Raw genomic sequence first — 17,600 nt, 5'->3', positions numbered from 1 at the left:
CGATGATGAAGCAAATGACCTTCGCCGACGCCGAGTACGCCGGTAAGCGCAAGCAGACCCGTAAGGAATTGTTCCTGATCGAGATGGATCGGGTCGTGCCCTGGAAGGGTTTGATCGCTCTGATCGAACCCCATTACCCGAAGGGCGAAGGCGGTCGTCCGGCGTATCCGTTGATGGCGATGCTGCGGGTTCATCTCATGCAGAACTGGTTTGGTTACAGTGATCCGGCGATGGAAGAGGCGCTGTACGAGACGACGATCTTGCGCCAGTTTTCCGGCCTGAGCCTGGAGCGAATCCCGGACGAAACCACCATTCTCAACTTCCGTCGCCTGCTGGAAAAACACGAGTTGGCCACTGGCATTCTCGGCGTGATCAATGGCTATCTGGGCGAGCGTGGCCTGTCACTGCGACAAGGCACCATCGTCGATGCCACGCTGATTCATGCGCCCACTTCGACAAAGAACAAGGACAGTAAACGCGACCCGGAAATGCACCAAACGAAGAAGGGCAACCAGTATTACTTCGGCGCCAAAGCGCACATTGGTGTCGACGATGACTCGGGGCTGGTGCACAGCGTGGTGGTCACTGCGGCCAACGTGGCGGACGTGACCCAAGTCGACAAACTGCTACACGGTTCTGAGAACGTGGTCTGCGCCGATGCAGGCTATACCGGTGTCGAGAAGCGCAAAGAGCATGCTGGACGCCAAGTCATCTGGCAGGTTGCAGCCCGGCGCAGCACCTACAAGAAGCACGGAAAACGCAGCGTGTTGTACAAAGCAATACGCAAGATCGAGAGAGCCAAGGCTCAGGTTCGCTCCAAGGTTGAGCATCCATTTCGGGTGATCAAGCGTCAGTTTGGTTATACGAAAGTGCGCTTCCGAGGCTTGGTGAAAAACACTGCTCAGATGGTGACGTTGTTCGCCCTGTCGAACCTGTGGATGGCACGTCGACAGTTGCTTTCTGGCGCGGGAGAGGTGCGCCCGTAATGAGGGAAATAGCCGCTGCAAGGTGCTTGCTGCGGAAAAAATGCATGAAATAAGCGGCAGACTTGATCGATTTTGAACGGCTGCCGTTTTTTGAAACCGCTATGGCTCAGCAGTTGAGAAATAGCTGCCTACTTCAGACCATCCCTAGATACAATGTATTTACACCTACACCCTACATATCTTACATCGAGTGAGCCACAAATGCATATCGTTAAATTTTTGGTTTTATGCGGAGGAACTCTTCTACTTTGGACATTCGCAACTGCGGCCGAATTAACTCCGCAGCAAAAAGAAGCCACAGAAAATGGTATAGTCCTATTTAATCAATACAGTCTTGCCGAAAGCGAACTCACTATAGGCGCTTCCGCTGGGGACAGTGAGGCACAGTTTTACCTTGCGGAGGTGATAAGGAAAAAAAATCACTATATTGATGAAGATTCATTTAAATGGTACGAAGCCTCTGCAAAGCAAGAAAACATATATGCAATGATCCGGCTCGCACGCATAAACAATGATCTTTGCGCGCTGATTAAAAGCTGTCCAAAGGCAGAAAGAACCCCGAGCGAATGGTTAAAAGACGCCACGACCCTTGCAAAGAACAGAGCCCGCAAAGGAGATCGTGAAGCGATGTACCTGATGTATCACCTATCTGGTGATAGAGAATGGCTTAAACAATCTGCTGAACAGGGATACGGCCGGGCAGCATATTTGATGGGCATTGGTGACCGGCAAGGGGAGGGATTTTTCTTACTCCCTGGACAGCGCGAATCCTCTGTAAAGCGGTGGATGAAAATTTCTGCGGAGGCCGGTTACCCTGACGGCATAATGTCCTATGCCGCCATTTTGGCCCAGCATGGCGACATGGAGTCGTATGTAAAGCTTAGTGTAAAAGCAGCAGAAGCCGGCGATGCACACGCCGTTTTTAACTTGGCTTGCGATTTTGCTCATGAATCAAATGAAACCGAGACCCCACTTGACTTGGTAAAAGCATACGGCCTGATGTCGCTGGTAGCAGAGTTAGACGGTGGTGGGGGAATGCAAGAGTTGGTCGCCGAGATTTATCCAAAAATCAAAGCTAAAATGAGTGAACAACAAATTTCCCAAGGCAAAGCATTCGCTTCTGAGTGGCGGCGAACTCATCCACCGTTGTCGTTTTTTCCAGACAAGCTGGATGGTTGAGAACCATGCACTTCGGCGCGCGCGCCTGGGGCTACGCCGGCGCCTCGCTGATGTTGGCGGGCAGCATCGGGATCGGCCGCGACAACGTCGAGTACGGGGCCAACCTGGACCCGATTAAACCCAATCTCTAAAGGAGCTTAAATGTTTAAGGCCACGAAAATTATCATTATATTTTTTCTGGCATCAATTTCTGCCCTATCAATAGCCAGACCTAATCTTGACCCCAATCAAAATTCGGCGAAGGACGAAGGGATAATACTCTACAATCAACATAAAGTCGCTGCACCTCAACTCCAAATAGCAGCCGAAGCTGGAGATAGCGAAGCTCAGTTCTATCTTGGCAACGAGATAAGAAACAGCAAGAAATATATAACAGCGGAAGCATTTAAGTGGTATAAAGCTGCAGCAGACCAAGGAAATCTTTATGCCATGTTTCAACTGGCTCGTTCCTCGGATGACCTTTGTGTAGCAATGAATAATTGCCAAACGGATAGCAAGACCGCAGATGAATGGTTTACAACGCTGATCCATTCAGCGAAGCCTTTAGCTGAAAACGGCAATAGCGAAGCAATGACTATTATGTATAATTCCACCGGAGATATCGACTGGCTGAAAAAGGCAAGCGAGCGGAACTACGCGCCTGCACAACTCATGCTTGCCAACTTATATCAAGATGGCAAAGAATATTTTTTTATTCCAGGCAGTAGAAAAAAGGCAGTAAACGAACTTTTGAAATCATCAGCGGAAAATGGCAACCCGAAAGCGATGATGGAGTACTTCGGAGAACTACGACAGCAGGATCGTCTTGAAGAGGCACGTCACTGGTTGGAGACCGCAGCAAATACAGGGTACGAGAAAGCCGTATATAGCTATGGCTACTTTTTAGGCGTCGATCCATCCGCGATAGAAATTAAAGAAGACCTAGTAAAAGGCTACGCACTAATTAAAACATTAAAAGTATTAACCGGGGGTGGAAATGTCCAAGAATATGTCGATGATGCGCTCCCTCAAATTACGGCCAAGATGTCTCCTGAAGAGGTAGCGAAAGCGGATGCTTTAGCCGAGCATTGGACAAAGACACATCCTCCGTTGTCCTTTTTCCCAGACAAGCTAACTTACTGAAGCAAGAGGATAAATGGCTAGGACATCGCACGGCAGTCACTGGCCTCCTTGGATGGAACGAAACCGATATTGCCTGACGCGTGGTGACGAAGCCTACGACGCCGAGGAAAAAAGCAAAAAGGAGGCTGGCCCTACCTTTCCCAGCGATCCCCTGCAGCACGAATCGAAAGCCGCCACGGTGGTGTCCAACAATACCTCTGAACAAAGCTCAAAGGCAACGCCGCCAATGTCCAGATCAATCAAGGCGCCAAGGCCAGCTTCAACTTGTTCGCTGGCAGGCAGGCGGGTATCGAACTGACCGGCGCCATGAACTGGGCTCCGCCCAAGGACTTGGCGGCCTTGAAGGCAGCTCCGACCCTCGGCATCAGCAACAGCGCGGAGGCCAAAAGCGAGAGCCCTTGGTTGACCCTGGCCAAACTGAGCGGCAGCCTAGGCGGCGCTTTCGGCGCGGGGATAAAAGCGGATGCGCAAGTATCCGTGGACAAGGGCAAGTTCATCCTCAACATGAAAGCTGCGGTAGTGCTTGGGCCTGGAGCCACGGGCAGCTTTGCGTTTGAGGTGGGTTATGAGGCGGTGGTGGACCTCATCAACCTGTTCCGGCGGGAGTTGCACAAGAATGAGGGGCAGCGGGTTACTTGGATGTCGGAGGAAGCGGCGGATCCGGCGTCCAGGTTGAACTTGCTGGGGCTGTCGGGTTGGATGTGGATATGATGTATTTGATGGGTGTTGATGCGATTATGAACTTGTATGAGGCCCTGATGAGTGGCGGGCGCGGGGGGGCGATTGCGCATACGATTATGACGTATGACAAGCCGGCGGAGCTGGAGGAATGGTTTGTGAATGCAACGCCTGCAGCACTTGGCCCTATGCTAATGACCCTGACGTCGGACCCTCAATCTTTCACAGTGGTCGATACGTCACCTGACGGAATAGCTACTCACAAAACGTACTACAACCAAGGCAAAGCTTATGTGCTTCAACAGCAAGCGATTGAGAGAATCCTAACCTAGATTCTTGATAACGCAAAAACCAATAATACTATTACACAAGCGCAGGATCTATTTATATCTGCATGCGTAAGCATGAACAAATTTGGAGCACCTCGCCCAGACTCTGGACAAGCCTATTGCGAAAATAAATACACACTTGATAGCTATATTAGCGTGGAAGTTTTGAAATTTGAATCTCAGCAGGGCGTCAACGCGAGAGCGCGCTACCGCCGGACCGTTGATGTGCTTGGAGAAAAGCTCGACGACTGCTGCAAAATAATCCAGAGAAATAGCATATTCACACCATTACCACTTATCATTTATTCCCCTTCAACCGGAGCATTGTAAAGTGCAACAACGATTCAGAGCCGCCGCTCTCATGGTATTCCTCCTTACCCCTAGCATATCTAGCGCAGAACTTTCAAAGGAGCAAATCAAGGAAAAATTCGAAGGTATAGTACTATTTAACCAATATAAAACATCAACATCCAAGTTACTACCCGCTGCAGAAGCCGGGGATGCGGAAGCCCAATACTATTTGGCAGAGGAAATACGTTCGCAGAAGCAGTACTTGTCATCAGACGCAGTAAAATGGTACGAAGCCTCCGCTCGGCAAGGAAATATCTACGCAATGATCCGGTTGGGTCGCGCAGGTACTGATCTATGTGTCGAGATGAAAAATTGCCAGCAGAGCGATACATCTCCTAAAGACTGGATCGAAAAAGCAAAAAAAATAACTCTTCCAAACGCCGAGCAAGGCAACGGAGAAGCCTTATACTTCATGTACGAGCTTACGGGCGATTTGAACTGGCTCGAGAGTTCTGCGAAAAACGGATACGCCATATCTCAATATTTGTTAGCTACACTGCAAAAACAGGGAGAGGGTTCTTTCTGGCTTCCTGGGCAGCGTGATCGCTCCGTAGAGCACTGGATGAAGGCCTCAGCAGAAGGCGGATACCCAATAGGAATGGTGGCCTACGGCGGGATACTTGCGCGCAAGGGTGACATCGAAGGGTATAAGAAATGGCGGATAAAGTCGGCGGAAGCAGGATATGCAGATTCAGTACTAGCTTACGCCACCGGCTCAGCACATGAACCAGATGACTACGGCTATCCATTGGATTTGGTTAAAGCTTATGGACTCACATTATTACTTGCGGAGCTTGATGGGGGTGGGGGCATGCAAGCTGATATTAAAGATCTTATACCTAGAATAGAGTCAAAGATGACGGAATCAGACATGAAGAAAGGAAAAAAATTCGCTGATCAATGGAGATCCACCCATCCGCCGCTCTCATTCTTCCCTGACCAACTAGACGAATAATGCCTACCAGAATTCACACAAGCGCAAATGCAATTAAAAGATCAACGTCAGCACGCCATCCCGATACACCACCTCGCGCCCTACCCAGGCCGGATCGACATCCGGCAACACCGCCGATGGTTTCCGCAATTCCCGCAGCAGCGTCGAGCCATGGGACAGCCGCCCTCCCATGCGCGCGATCACCGCGCGGGCGCTTTGGTAGTGACTGTGGCGACCCGGGTCCAGGGTGTCTTCGAGCAGGATGTCCTCACCCAGGATGCCGCGCACTTCGCCCGGATAGATCATGAAACCAGCGGCCTGCTCGCTGCCTTCGCGGCCGTCCTGCCAGAAGCTGCCAGTGCGGACTCGTACACCCTCATGAGGCGCGAACCAGTGCTTGCGCTCGGCGTGCGGCACTGCATGATGCAGGCGGAAAAACACCCGCATCAGGTTGTCGCGATACCACTCCCGCACTTGCAGGTAATAGCCTCGCAGGCCCGGCAGGCCGGCGGCATGGGCCAGGCGAATGCTGCGTGGCCAGTGTGGTAAGGCCTGCAACGGCAAGTCGGTGAACAGTGGCCGCGGAGTACCGGGATCGGTTTCCCACGGCAGCCGATGCGGCGTATTTTCAAGGTTGTTGTAAGCGGTCGGCGGGCGCCCCAGCAGATCACCGCCGCTGCTCGCCAGCGCCGTAGCGATGCACAGATTGCCCTGCACCACGAACACGTAGAAGCGCGTGAACCAGTCGGCCAGGACCCTGGCGCTTGCACCCTGCGCGGTCAGATGCGCGAGCTCCTGGTCGAAGCGCCGCAGACCACCTTCGAGGGTCAGCAGATGCCCGCGGGCAATGCGCTGCATGCGCAGCAACAACGGCAGTGCACGCAGCAGTTTCAGCGGCCGCCATGGCAGATGAGGCGCCGCGCCGCCCACTTCACCGGCATAGCTGCTGGAGGCAACGCCCCAGTCCGCCAGTCGCGCGAGAAAAAGGTCATTGTTGATGTACGACGCGCCCCCGAACACCGCGGTAAAGGGTTCGTTGTCCTCCAACACCCTGCCGTCCCAACGCGCCATGATCGCCGGGATGCTGGCCGCCGCGCGGCGCTGAGCATATTCGACGAAACGGCTAGGCTGCGGCGGCAGGATCTCGGCGATATTGGCGGCGGTCAGGTGTCGGCGCCAACCGTAGTCGCTGATTGGTCGGTATTGCAGCAACCAAAGCTGACGGCCGTCCCAGGCCCACTCGACATCCCCAGGCACGTAGTGAAAGACCCGTAGCACGCCTTGCAGAAAATCCCACAGCGCCTGCTTGGTCAAACCGTGTGTGGGTTTGAAGCTATGGCTGCTCCAGGCCTCCCCAAGGCGAGAAATGATCGCCCGCTCGGGGCTGGCCTGACCGTCGGCCAAGGACTCAAGATGGCCCTCGACCCACTCCAGCTCCACCGATAGATGCCGCACGAAAGCGATACCGGATATGACCGGCGTGACGAAGCGCTGCACCACCACTTCTTCGACGCCTGCTTCGCGCAACTCATCGATTCGCGCCGCTACGTTACGCGCCGGTTCGCGCAAAAACGTGGTGCTCAAGCCAGCATTGGCCGCATCGGCCTGGTCCTCGCCATAGCTGGAGGAACGTACTGCCCAGGTCGCATCCTCCTGGCTGGCAAGCAGGCCGGCAAGGCGCGGATCGTGGCTGTCGGTCACTGATAGCGCGGTCGGCACCGGTTGCCCGGCACAGGCAGCCAGCTGCAAGCGCCCGCCTTTGGTATGGGCGACGAACCCGCGCTGCTGCGACTCCAGCCACTGGGCGAATTCGGCCGGCGTGTCGATCCACGGATAATGCCCCCAACCCGGTTTCAAGCTGATGGTCAGGTCCGCACGGGCAAGGATCGCCGACCAGGCCGCCGCCTGAGCGATACCCAGCACGTTGTCCTGATCGCCCCAGACGAGCTCAATCGGGTCCTCGATCCATTCCAGCAACGGCAGGGCCGTATCGGCGCGCACCAGATCCCAATACGGCACGAATGCGCGACAGTTCGCATAGCCGGTGCCCATGCGCTGGTATTGCGCGGGCGTCCAGGTCTGCCGCGAAAATTTGCTCGCGAACAGCGCGGGCTTGTTGGCCAGCAGCCAGTGGATAGTCTTGCGGATCGGCAGCGGCGACATCAACGCCGGCAAGCGCCGCTGCCACAGGAAGGCCCCGACCGGCGCCAGCAACACGCTGCGGCAGAAGTGCCCCGGCTGACGCTGCAACGCGTGCAGCACCAGCAGCGCGTTGACCCCGACGGCGACGATCGCACTCCCCCGCACTGTCGCCTGCAACAGCGCCTCGGCATAAGCGGCCAGGTCATCACAGGGCGGCTGTGGATTGCTGCCGAACCCCGGCAACTCCAGCGGCACCACATCATAGTGCTGAAAATGCGGCACGGCATCGTCCCACCATTGCGCAGTGCTGCCGTTGCCGGCCAACAGATAAAGTCGGGGCTTGGTCACAGGCAATCCTCAGGGCGGGTTGATGAGGTGCCGGCGATCGTGGCGATAGAGCCAGAACAGCGGCGGCAGCAAAACCAGCAACGCCAGGAGATCAACCAGCAGGTGCGACCACATGCCCGCGCCGAGGGAAATGACGATGTCCTGTGGCGCCCAGAGCAGCAGGCCAGCCATCAGCCAGCCCCAGGCCATTGGCCGTTTCAGCGTGTTGCCGATATGTACCAAGGCCAGCATGCAAAACGCATAGGCCTGCAAGGTGGCACCGAACAGTGCAACCCACCATACCTGTTGGGCGCGGGCGGCTGCGGGAGCATCGATGGTCCAGAAAGCCTGTTCGACGCTGCTCAGGTAGTTGTCCAACAGGCCTGAGTGGCCTCCCCAACTGAGGAGCATGCCGCCGGACAGATGGGCCAACGCGACGAGGTAGAGCCAGGCCACCAACAGTCGCCGGTGGGTGGGAGGTGAAAGCGACATTCCTGATCCTTGGCGTGTCCTTGAGAGGCGGCGAGTATAGCGAGTCGGAGTTGGGGGGGACAAATGTTAGATGGCCCCTCATCTATTATGGCCGATCAACCCGCTCTTTTACACGACCTGGAATTTTCTGCTGCTTGCCGCCGGACGTCATAAGCTGAGCATACATATTATAGTTTTTCGCCGCAGTCGCTTTGTCTCCTTCAGCCCAATAGGCGTCGGCGATATTCAAATAAGCAACCATCCGCTGCGGATCATTCTCAATCACCTTATTTAAAAGCCATATGGCGTCGTCGTTAAACCCTGCCTGCTGCCAATAGTAACCAATATCGTTGAACACCTGTTGTTGAGCCAAATCGTAACCGTAGCTCCCCAAGTAATTTTCGATAAATGATTTTCTAGAAAACAGTGAAAATTTCGTTTTATCCTTGTACAACCGAGATGTCGCACCGGCAAACTCGGTCAAAAACTCATTTTTTGCAATGCTGAGTGTTACAATCGCAGCCTTCTGCTTTTCGAGACAATCCGTCGTAGAGCAGCTTTCAACAGCGCTTTGATCTACAGCCGAGTAGCAATAGCCCTGAGCGCCACCGGCGCCTCCAGGCCGTTTCTGTAAATAAATCAAGCGCTCAGCGGACGACTCAAGTTTGCTGCAGTATGGCACCACGCCAAAAATATCGGGCACCCCTGAAGGGTTTTTTGCTATGTCGACCGAGCTGACAATTTCACTGGCATTAAGCGTTTGAACATTCCCATTTGTGCCTACCAGCCAAAAGCTATTTTCCTGAGCTGTGCAATTGCACTCACAGCTCAAAATGTATGTACCAGAGCGGATATCCCATTTTGTATGGGTAACCTCACCAGCAGAGCAATAGTTTAGTGGGGCAACCACTGTACATAGATTCGACTCTGGATCACATGCCAGCCGTTTATCTCCCGCCCACGCCGAAGACGTTAGCAACACAAGGCACAGCACCCACCACTTATTACAGTTCACAAGCGTCACCCTCGACAATATACCTCTAGTTACCATTCTCGCGCGAAGCCGTAACCCAGCTTAACGCACCGGTATATTTTGGCCCTTAATGATACCCATGCGCCGACTGAAGGCATCCGCTCCGTAAGCAGTGCTGGCAGCCTCGGCGCGTTTTTTACACACGAAGATAAGCAATTCTTTTTGAATGGTGATATTCGCACTCGAAAACTCTTCATGTATAAAATCTTCTATTTTCTCCAATTTATTTTCCTGAACGCAAAGATCATAAAGCGCGTAATAGGTCTGTAACTGTAGCTATAGTATCAATTTTGGATCAATTTCACGCATTAGCTTTATGCATGAAATGACGTTGCCATTATCTGGCTGCAAACGCCAGTTGAATTTTTTGTAAATTTTCGTTTCGCCCGTTTTTTTGAAAAGCAGATAGCGTCGCCCGACCAACTAGCACATCGGAATCATTTACGTAAATTTACAATATCCATTACGCCGCCAAGCCCATTTATTACTAGCGCTAGAGTGCTCCATTAAAAGTACATAATATGAATTATGTCCAACCTCAGGAACTACCACACCTCCAAAAGCTTTAGTATGTCGACAATGCTCGCAGGAGAAGTGGCGTCCTGTTTACATAGCTGATAAATGTGGTGCTGATTTCTGGTCGCTTCGCTCTAGCATCCATCAAGATCGGAACACATGACCCACCCCTTGATTTCTCTTTTGTTGGCCGTCATATAGCGCATCAAAACCCATCCAGCAGAAATCATTTCCACGTCAACTTTATCACCTGGTACTAAATACATCTTTGTAGCGCTACCAGTGGACTGCGTAGAATAGATAGTAGCCTTATTAATTACAGCGAACTCCGACATCGTACCGCCGGCCCATCTCTCATAACCTTTCGACTTCAGTTTTGCAACAATACTGTCTTTTGTCTTATATGGATATGAGTAGATAAAACGGTCCGCATCGTCGTCAGGGTCAATAACGTCGGCCCCACGACCGAAATAATCAGTGAGCCTTTGGTCTAAACTAAAACCTGAACCATTTTTTAAGAATACTAGAACATTGTAATAATCGCTAGCATATCCCATACCTGTCGCAGATCGGATAGGCACACTGTGGATAACGAAGAGCTCGTTATGATCGCTCTTTGTGCCTTCTATAAATGCATCTTGTATTTGACCAGGATCCGTCAAATAAGGCAACGAGGAAATGAGTTTAGATACACCACTCGAGCAATCTAAGAAATTGAGGCTTAGCTCCATAACTGGATTAGATACCTTCTCTTGTTTAGGCAGCGGCATTTCACCGAATACAGCCCAACCTCCATCTACTGCTAGAGATGGATAAGGCGTTTGCTTAGGGGCTTCGCACGCTAACGCTTGCGCTCCGAAAATCCAAAATGTTAGCAACCCCAAAAAAAATATAGCACGATTATCCATCATCCTGCGGCACCTCAAAACTCACTGCTCACCACCACAATAATTTCCTCAGCCCACTGCCTTCGGAGTGTTAACTAATCAAGACCAGTATTGATTTTTTCTTCGTCACCTTCTTAACTTTCAAATCTATTTAAAGCGTGGCACCATCTGCAATAATACCAATATCATTGTTTTCCAAAACTAGCTTCCCGATACAACAATAGCCTTGGGGTCTGCTTCCAGCAATAAGGGTTAGTTAGATATCAATTCCTTTTCCAGTACACCTCCTATACGCCTCATAAAACGTCACATGTAGCAATCTTTACCCTCAATGGGAATTTAGCTACGTAAAGCCTATATTTATCGCGACCAAAGCCGTCGCACACAAACCCCCGCCATAACTGTGCCTGCATAGTTAAGAACTTTTCTAAAAATAGTAAAGCCTATGATTTAAAATTTAGCGTAGCCCAGTAAATAGCTTATCTGCAAACAGTTCCTTATACCGCATTTTGGAAACGTCGCTCCGACTGCGATTACGAACTTTTCTGGCCACAGCGATGTATAAGCATCGCTTTTTTTGGCGTCCATAAAAATAGTAACCGACCCTCTCTAAATCAATTGAAAGTTGACTTATTATACCCCACCCAATCGCGAATAAGCGAGATTGCGGTTTAACCTATTTGCGCACCATGGGGTAACGTCTCTAATGGACGGAGTTATTGAATTTCATTCTGCTAACACATAGGCCTTTTTCCTCTAAATACAGATCCCTAGCCATATTGCAGTTTTTCTCAGCATATTCTTCGAAAAGTGGACCATACTCCAGACCATCCTCCAGAACTTTAACCGCTCTGGCTCGGCTAGAAGCATCGACTCCTGTCGATTTTGCAACTGCCGATACCGCGGTTGCAAAACCATCCGCCCTATATCCAGTGCGCAAATATATAAGTTCCACGACCCTGACTGACGTCAATTCACCCAAACACGAGAGCTTCGCTATTGGCGCCTCGGCCCCTGGAGACTCAGAATCATAAATGTCGCTGCAGCTTTTATCTCTAAATATAACCCAAGCGCGTTGTGCATCCAGCAGCTGACTCTGTCGCGATGCATCGCTCAACCCGGATTTCAGCCCTTTGTACTGTTCATTCAAGACACTATCAATTTTTGAGTACCCAATGCTTGCACACAAAATCATATCTGCGTTTGTTACGCCCAAAGGATTGCACGTCTCAGTCGTATTATTTATTGGTTGGGCGGAAACCTGACCACTATAAACCAAGTAAATTGCGATTATACGACCTGCCGCTCTAATCATGTCCAACATTTGCATTTTACTCTCTTGATTTTCTGCTCGGCGGGTAAGCTTTCCAGCACGATCAGCGGAATGATCTCGTTATAACCCGTGACATCGCCGGGCATCGATATTCAATATCCTGGCCGTCGGTGTTGAAGTGGGACTCGTCGGCTATCGCGAACATGGCGTAGTCCCTGTTTGAATTTACCCGTTGCGCTAGCTGAACTAGCGCACCATAAATCTGGGTTGTCTACCCAGTACGCTTCTCGCAGCTGCCGCGCGGTAATCAGCCGGCGCTTGGGGTCAAGCGTTAGCGCACGCCACAGCGCGGCCGAGCACTGCTTGGGCAGACGTTACGGGCGGCGCTACACTCATCCTGAGCAACTGACCCTGCCCGCAACGTAGGATGGGATTTTAGAAACCTTCCCAGTCTCTGTCATTTTCTGATGATAAATCCCATACAGCTTGCAAGCATCCTTATTTAGACCTAGCTCCCACTTGACATCAGCCAAGTTCAATATGGCAACTACACGGTCAGGAAATTTATCATGCACAGATTCTAAAAGCATATCAGCCAGCACAAACATTTTATTTTTGTACATGTAGTAAGCGTAGTCGTTCACATCTCCCACATTTTGAGATGATATGACTGTCGCAAGTTCATATACAAATTCTATGGGTATATTCCGCAGCGTAGCATCTCGGCTTGTCCGCTATGAAAATAGAAAAGAGCGCTAGACGCGCCAAGTGGCAGGTATTTTTTCACCTTCGCAAAATCTTTCACTATCTTTAGCTGAGCCTCGTTGTCACTAAGTTTTTTAATCGGGGTTGAGAAACTGAACCCTGAAAGCTGTGTACAACATTCGATCCTGTGCACTGAAAAGCCTTGAGGAAGAACTTTATCATCCGGAACAGGGTTTCTTCCAAGTGTATATAATTCGTCTCGACTGGGCTCCTTCCACTCAGCCACTCTATCAAGAACCCAATCATGCATATTGCTATTCCATCTAAAAGTGTACGACCGCAGATCAGTATCACGCGTATGAAAATCTAGCATTAACGCAAAGTCAGTTGGAAAATAGCCTGAACTTAGTCCCCCATCCCCAAAATCAAAAGTGCCTTTCGAAACTGTGTTGGTACCGCCCACTTTAATTGACAAGATTGATTGGTCATCGTCTTTGGCAGGAGAAATTTCGTAAGAGTCACATTCCCCATCTCCATTCAAGTCGTAAGAGCAATTATCACTTGCAAATGCATGCATACAAACCATTGCAAAGAAGGCTAGCAACATCCGCCTCATCATAAGGCTCCTCTAAAAACCAAAACTCTTTGTTCCGCGTATTGTTTCGCAACCGTAGCGAGCCGTCCAGTTGCATAGTAGCGTTAACAACATAACAAATTTATTTAGGCACTATTTTTTTGCCAGGACACTCCAATTCTATATGTTCTGGCTTTCAATAGCGATACTGCGCATACCTCTTGGTTGGCACTGCATTATAAAATAATTGCTTCAATCTTTCATTAACTCACGATGAAATTTTTCCGGATCCTCCTTCGCTGCTCATAGATTTCTTATAATCATCGTAATATTTTTTCGCCTCAGTTTATTTACCTATAGCCCACATCCTCAAGCCCCCCTACAATATCTGCAACCGCCAATTACTTAGCATAAAATTAAAAAAACCAGGCTAACAGACCTCGCGAACAAGCCCATCAAAGCCCTGACATCTAAAACTTCTTGTGCGCACTTGAGCCTAAATCGATGCAAACCAACCAATCATAAGTTTATAACTTACTCTCCACCGCAACATCCTGACCTAGATCAACAGCGAATTTTGTTGCTGTTTTAATTACTCCCTTCATAGTTCACACCCCCCTACCGCCACGCACGGAATCCAACCTGATATAGTCTTGTGATTTTTAGTCTCATAAACAATTGATACCCAGCCAGCCTCTACATCTTGTTGCAACACCTGATCACCTGGAACCAAATACATCCGGGTTTTAGTCGCGATGCTCGGAACTTCATAGATATTAGTTTTGGATTTGATCAGCAGATGCACCACCCCACCTGAATCCCAGCGTTTAAAGCCGGTCGTTGCAATCCTATCCGTGATCGATTTTCGAGTTTTATAAGGATACACGTAGGCGTAATTACCAATCTCCAGCCCATCTCTAATATCACTTCCCTTACCGAAGTAATTTGAAAGACGCGCATCCTCAACATAGTTGCTGCCCCGGTGCGTGTAGACTAGTACTGAATAATAATCGCCTGTATCTCCCGGTTGGGTTTCGGACCGTATTAATACATTATGAATGACGAAAAATTTTTGCTCCGAGTCAACCTCAGCGAAGAAAGCATCTACTACTCGCCCGGTTTCCGCCAGAAACGGTAAATCACCAATTAACTTTTTTTTCCCATCCTCGCAGTTATCAAAAAATACCGCTATGCCTTTGTCGACCCCATTACCGCCGTCATCTTGAGGGATGATTTTTTTTTCGAAGGACATATATCCTTCGTTATTCTTAACCACTGGATACTGTTCACCAGTTGGCGCATTACATGCAAGCACGCTGCCGCATGACCCAACGAGCACTAAATATATAAAAAGCTTCAAAATCACTTTAAATCACTCCACATTGGCCAAAAGTCTGTCGAAAAATGTCATTAATACGGCTTGTACTTTCTCTACGCTCTGCCAGCGCCTTATATCCAGAATTGATCGGATAGGTAACAGATTTAACCTTGTCAAATAGTGTCTGTCCCTCTTTATCTGCGATGGCACCGATTGAGTTGGACTTCCAAAACCATAGTCCACTTTTAATAATCAGTGACACATCAGTTTCCAGTAACTCCGGATGCTCATCAAGTCTTGCACCTATAGCCAAGCCACATCTCCGATAAGCGTCAAAAAAAGTCAAGTGCAAAAGCCCGCGACCTCTATAATCATTGTTTGGATATGCGTCACTTCCGAAACAGTGCTGACCATATCCGGAATCGTTAGCTAGTAAATGATCCCCCACATATTGCAATTTTTCTGTTGTCGATGGAAATGTCATACCAAGACGAGCAAACCCGGCATTTATGGCGGTTGGCGCCATTGCATATAGTGACGCCGCTGTGTAGCTCGCTTTAGTATAATTCAGACTTTCTCTAAATTTTGTAAACTTCATAGTTTCAACATTTCCTTGACCCAAGAGATAAATAACTTGAGCGCAAGTATTGACCCCATATATCGGAAATTCTGAATTAGCAACTTGTACAAAATTAGCTATGAATTCGTCACTTACAGAATGGCTTACGATTTTTTTCATAAACGCGGCAGTAAGCGCTATATTTTTCCCACACTTAACACAAATACAATGTGCCGAGGTACTAAAGTTATGTTTCAGCGATACCGCGTGTAAATGCCAAACCCTCCCATCCGCACTAACCCCCTGCTTCCCAGCCAAATCCCCCCACCACGCCAGCTTCTCAATCCGCGCCTTCTCCGCGTCCCAACTTGGGTTCGGCGACCCCATATACTGATCCAGCGAGCTCCACTTCTCCGCCTTGTAAAGCCACTCACTTTCATACTTAACCACCAACTGAGAGATCGACTGCGCATGCCAAGGCTTCCCAAGCGCCCCCTCAATCTCTGCAACCGTCAGCTTGTCGTTTTTGTCGGCGTCGATGATGTCGTACAAGCGTTCCTTCACCGGCCCGCTCGGAGCAGGCTTGTAGATACTTTTTTCTTCGTCCGTCAGGCTATTTTGATCATGCAGATAGGTGGCCCAATTCTGCAGGTTGGTGGACGTTTCCTCCAGAAAATCAAACCCGTCCCACTCCCACGGGTTATGGCGTGGGCTCATGATTTCCTGCTCTCGCACCCATCCGCTGAGCGGCTGGTTGTTCGCACCGCCCAGTACGCCTTCTAGGTGCCACCAGTTCACAACAGTCGGGCTACCACCTGGCTGAGGTGTTTCTATCCTGATTTTGTTCGCCGCTGGCAGGCTCTCGAGAACGCTCACGGGAATGATCTGTTTATACGCCGTTAGCTCACCCGCCATGGAAATCTGCGGCGGATTGTCCTTGCTGAAGCCAGCCTGATGCGGAATCACTTTCGTACTTGGGGGAAGCTCGACCAAGGTCTTCTGCTCTGCCGGCAGCGCTTTGGCTGCCTCGATACTCTTGGCAACGAAAGCAGGGAAGTCCTCGCAGGTGAAGACTTCAAGGTGCAGCAGATTGCGAGGTTGCGGATCATCATGGTTCTGCAGTTTGCCGACGTGGCCAATCACAGCGCCAGCTTTGACAGCTATTGGCGTTGGGAGCACAAACACTCCACCCTTAGTCTCTGGTTCGCGCTTGGACTCTACTGCGGATTTCAAGATATAGCCGGGTAGTTTTCCGTCAGCACCCGGGGTTAGCGTCGGGACAGATTCACCGCTGACAATGCTATCAAGCTTGTAAAAGTGACCTTGAACAGCACCGATTCGCACCTTTGTACCTGCAGGCAGATAACCCAGATACGTGCCATTGTTACTGGCCGTCGCTAATACATTAGTGCCTGCAATCTTTTGGGGTGGAGTGTTCGGCGCATGCGTGCCAATCCGGTACTTGTTCTCACCCAACGAATCCATTTCATTCTTGTATACCCAAGCATTTTCCAGTGCCAGCCCTGCACAGGGAGGCTCAGCACTGAGGAGTTTCAGGTATTTGCCGCCCACTCCTGCCTCTGCGGTGGTGACAACTGTTCCTCTGGGAAGGAATCCAATTATCGCACCACCCTTATCCTTGTCGCGGACGTTCAAACCTTTGATTTTGGCTTCAGCCGAAGCTGAAACAGCCCACTCACCCTGCCAAAAATCAGGCCCTTTGATAGCCGTCTGTGCTTGATATGTTTTCCAATCAAGCAGATGCATATACAGGCTATAAAACGTCAGAGAAGGGCTCGGCGTAGCGGCGCCGGGAGCTGGTGCACCGGGTGCCGGAGTGCCCGGAGCAGTCGCCGGAGTCGGCGGCGCAGGGACTTCCAGTCGATGTTTGACCAATACAAACCCGGTGGAATACACCGCCGACTTTTCGCCGTACTGCGAGACGGGATATTGCTCATCAATCCGATAGGCAATCACCTCACCATCAGCAATACACCGGACCTCGCTATGCTCCGCGACCAACCCACTGGCATCGTCCAAGTGAATGCCCCCATGCCAAAGGCCATTCTTGCCCAACGGGAAGTAGCCATCTTTGGCCGCTGCAAGCGCCTTGTAGTATTGCTGAGGGTCAGTCACCTCAGTCGTGCCCAGCTTGGTCGGGTAAGCCCAGGACTGCACTTTGCTTGTTTCTGTCATCAACTGTTATCCGTGTATTG

General features: G+C 50.5%; 17 protein-coding genes. 7 read left to right on the top strand and 10 right to left on the bottom strand.

Annotation, left to right across the window (positions count from 1 at the left end):
* Positions 1 to 5 precede the first annotated feature (5 nt).
* From REH34_RS16045 to REH34_RS16015, 7 genes are all read left to right on the top strand, one after another.
* Positions 6 to 986 carry an IS5 family transposase gene (locus tag REH34_RS16045; RefSeq protein ID WP_311972103.1) on the top strand — a complete coding sequence of 327 codons (981 nt, stop codon included), beginning with the start codon at positions 6 to 8 and terminating at the stop codon, positions 984 to 986.
* 201 nt (positions 987 to 1,187) lie between these two features.
* A complete protein-coding gene (locus tag REH34_RS16040; RefSeq protein ID WP_311968427.1) occupies positions 1,188 to 2,165 on the top strand; it encodes a sel1 repeat family protein in 978 nt (325 codons plus the stop codon).
* 5 nt (positions 2,166 to 2,170) lie between these two features.
* Positions 2,171 to 2,296, top strand: coding sequence for a hypothetical protein (locus tag REH34_RS16035; protein ID WP_311968426.1), 126 nt, complete (start codon positions 2,171 to 2,173; stop codon positions 2,294 to 2,296).
* A 10-nt stretch (positions 2,297 to 2,306) separates the two neighbouring features.
* On the top strand, positions 2,307 to 3,287 hold the full coding sequence (locus REH34_RS16030; RefSeq protein WP_311968425.1) for a sel1 repeat family protein: 981 nt from the start codon (positions 2,307 to 2,309) through the stop codon (positions 3,285 to 3,287).
* Positions 3,288 to 3,551: 264 nt separating this feature from the next.
* Complete coding sequence (locus tag REH34_RS16025; protein ID WP_311968424.1) at positions 3,552 to 3,998, top strand: hypothetical protein; 447 nt, start codon at positions 3,552 to 3,554, stop codon at positions 3,996 to 3,998.
* A complete protein-coding gene (locus REH34_RS16020; RefSeq protein ID WP_311968423.1) occupies positions 3,995 to 4,297 on the top strand; it encodes a hypothetical protein in 303 nt (100 codons plus the stop codon). Before REH34_RS16025 ends, REH34_RS16020 begins: the two co-directional genes overlap by 4 nt.
* 328 nt (positions 4,298 to 4,625) lie before the next feature.
* Positions 4,626 to 5,600 carry a sel1 repeat family protein gene (locus REH34_RS16015; RefSeq protein WP_311968422.1) on the top strand — a complete coding sequence of 325 codons (975 nt, stop codon included), beginning with the start codon at positions 4,626 to 4,628 and terminating at the stop codon, positions 5,598 to 5,600.
* A 33-nt stretch (positions 5,601 to 5,633) separates the two neighbouring features.
* Here REH34_RS16015 and REH34_RS16010 read toward each other — a convergent pair whose 3' ends face one another.
* From REH34_RS16010 to REH34_RS15965, 10 genes are all read right to left on the bottom strand, one after another.
* The gene (locus tag REH34_RS16010) at positions 5,634 to 8,069 is read right to left on the bottom strand and encodes an alpha/beta fold hydrolase (protein WP_311968421.1); all 2,436 of its coding nucleotides are present in this window, start codon (positions 8,067 to 8,069) and stop codon (positions 5,634 to 5,636) included.
* Between the two features lie 9 nt (positions 8,070 to 8,078).
* The gene (locus REH34_RS16005) at positions 8,079 to 8,540 is read right to left on the bottom strand and encodes a cell division protein (RefSeq protein ID WP_311968420.1); all 462 of its coding nucleotides are present in this window, start codon (positions 8,538 to 8,540) and stop codon (positions 8,079 to 8,081) included.
* A gap of 85 nt (positions 8,541 to 8,625) precedes the next feature.
* Positions 8,626 to 9,534, bottom strand: coding sequence for a hypothetical protein (locus REH34_RS16000; RefSeq protein ID WP_311968419.1), 909 nt, complete (start codon positions 9,532 to 9,534; stop codon positions 8,626 to 8,628).
* Positions 9,535 to 9,594: 60 nt separating this feature from the next.
* Positions 9,595 to 9,774, bottom strand: coding sequence for a hypothetical protein (locus tag REH34_RS15995; protein WP_311968418.1), 180 nt, complete (start codon positions 9,772 to 9,774; stop codon positions 9,595 to 9,597).
* A gap of 428 nt (positions 9,775 to 10,202) precedes the next feature.
* Positions 10,203 to 10,979 (bottom strand): hypothetical protein, encoded by a 777-nt coding sequence (locus REH34_RS15990; RefSeq protein WP_311968417.1) that lies wholly within the window; start codon positions 10,977 to 10,979, stop codon positions 10,203 to 10,205.
* 679 nt (positions 10,980 to 11,658) lie between these two features.
* Entirely contained in the window at positions 11,659 to 12,285 is a 627-nt protein-coding gene (locus REH34_RS15985) for a lysozyme inhibitor LprI family protein (RefSeq protein ID WP_311968416.1), read from the bottom strand.
* Between the two features lie 335 nt (positions 12,286 to 12,620).
* Complete coding sequence (locus tag REH34_RS15980) at positions 12,621 to 12,872, bottom strand: hypothetical protein (protein ID WP_311968415.1); 252 nt, start codon at positions 12,870 to 12,872, stop codon at positions 12,621 to 12,623.
* Positions 12,873 to 12,922: 50 nt separating this feature from the next.
* Positions 12,923 to 13,540: a hypothetical protein gene (locus tag REH34_RS15975; protein ID WP_311968414.1), complete on the bottom strand. Its 618-nt coding sequence runs from the start codon at positions 13,538 to 13,540 to the stop codon at positions 12,923 to 12,925.
* A 568-nt stretch (positions 13,541 to 14,108) separates the two neighbouring features.
* On the bottom strand, positions 14,109 to 14,873 hold the full coding sequence (locus REH34_RS15970) for a hypothetical protein (RefSeq protein WP_311968413.1): 765 nt from the start codon (positions 14,871 to 14,873) through the stop codon (positions 14,109 to 14,111).
* Between the two features lies 1 nt (position 14,874).
* Complete coding sequence (locus tag REH34_RS15965; protein WP_311968412.1) at positions 14,875 to 17,580, bottom strand: glycoside hydrolase family 19 protein; 2,706 nt, start codon at positions 17,578 to 17,580, stop codon at positions 14,875 to 14,877.
* Positions 17,581 to 17,600 lie beyond the last annotated feature (20 nt).

The organism is Pseudomonas baltica (assembly GCF_031880315.1).
GTDB lineage: Bacteria > Pseudomonadota > Gammaproteobacteria > Pseudomonadales > Pseudomonadaceae > Aquipseudomonas.
Note: the sequence above shows the minus strand (reverse complement) of the source record. Positions and strands in the feature narration are given on the sequence as shown.

Bases quoted from the DNA above. Each gene is read 5' to 3' on its own strand.
- REH34_RS16035 (WP_311968426.1), top strand. From the start codon at position 2,171: ATGCACTTCGGCGCGCGCGCCTGGGGCTACGCCGGCGCCTCGCTGATG.
- REH34_RS16040 (WP_311968427.1), top strand. From the start codon at position 1,188: ATGCATATCGTTAAATTTTTGGTTTTATGCGGAGGAACTCTTCTACTT.
- REH34_RS15965 (WP_311968412.1), bottom strand. From the start codon at position 17,580: ATGACAGAAACAAGCAAAGTGCAGTCCTGGGCTTACCCGACCAAGCTG.
- REH34_RS15990 (WP_311968417.1), bottom strand. From the start codon at position 10,979: ATGATGGATAATCGTGCTATATTTTTTTTGGGGTTGCTAACATTTTGG.
- REH34_RS16020 (WP_311968423.1), top strand. From the start codon at position 3,995: ATGATGTATTTGATGGGTGTTGATGCGATTATGAACTTGTATGAGGCC.
- REH34_RS16030 (WP_311968425.1), top strand. From the start codon at position 2,307: ATGTTTAAGGCCACGAAAATTATCATTATATTTTTTCTGGCATCAATT.
- REH34_RS16045 (WP_311972103.1), top strand. From the start codon at position 6: ATGAAGCAAATGACCTTCGCCGACGCCGAGTACGCCGGTAAGCGCAAG.
- REH34_RS15975 (WP_311968414.1), bottom strand. From the start codon at position 13,540: ATGTTGCTAGCCTTCTTTGCAATGGTTTGTATGCATGCATTTGCAAGT.
- REH34_RS15985 (WP_311968416.1), bottom strand. From the start codon at position 12,285: ATGCAAATGTTGGACATGATTAGAGCGGCAGGTCGTATAATCGCAATT.
- REH34_RS16005 (WP_311968420.1), bottom strand. From the start codon at position 8,540: ATGTCGCTTTCACCTCCCACCCACCGGCGACTGTTGGTGGCCTGGCTC.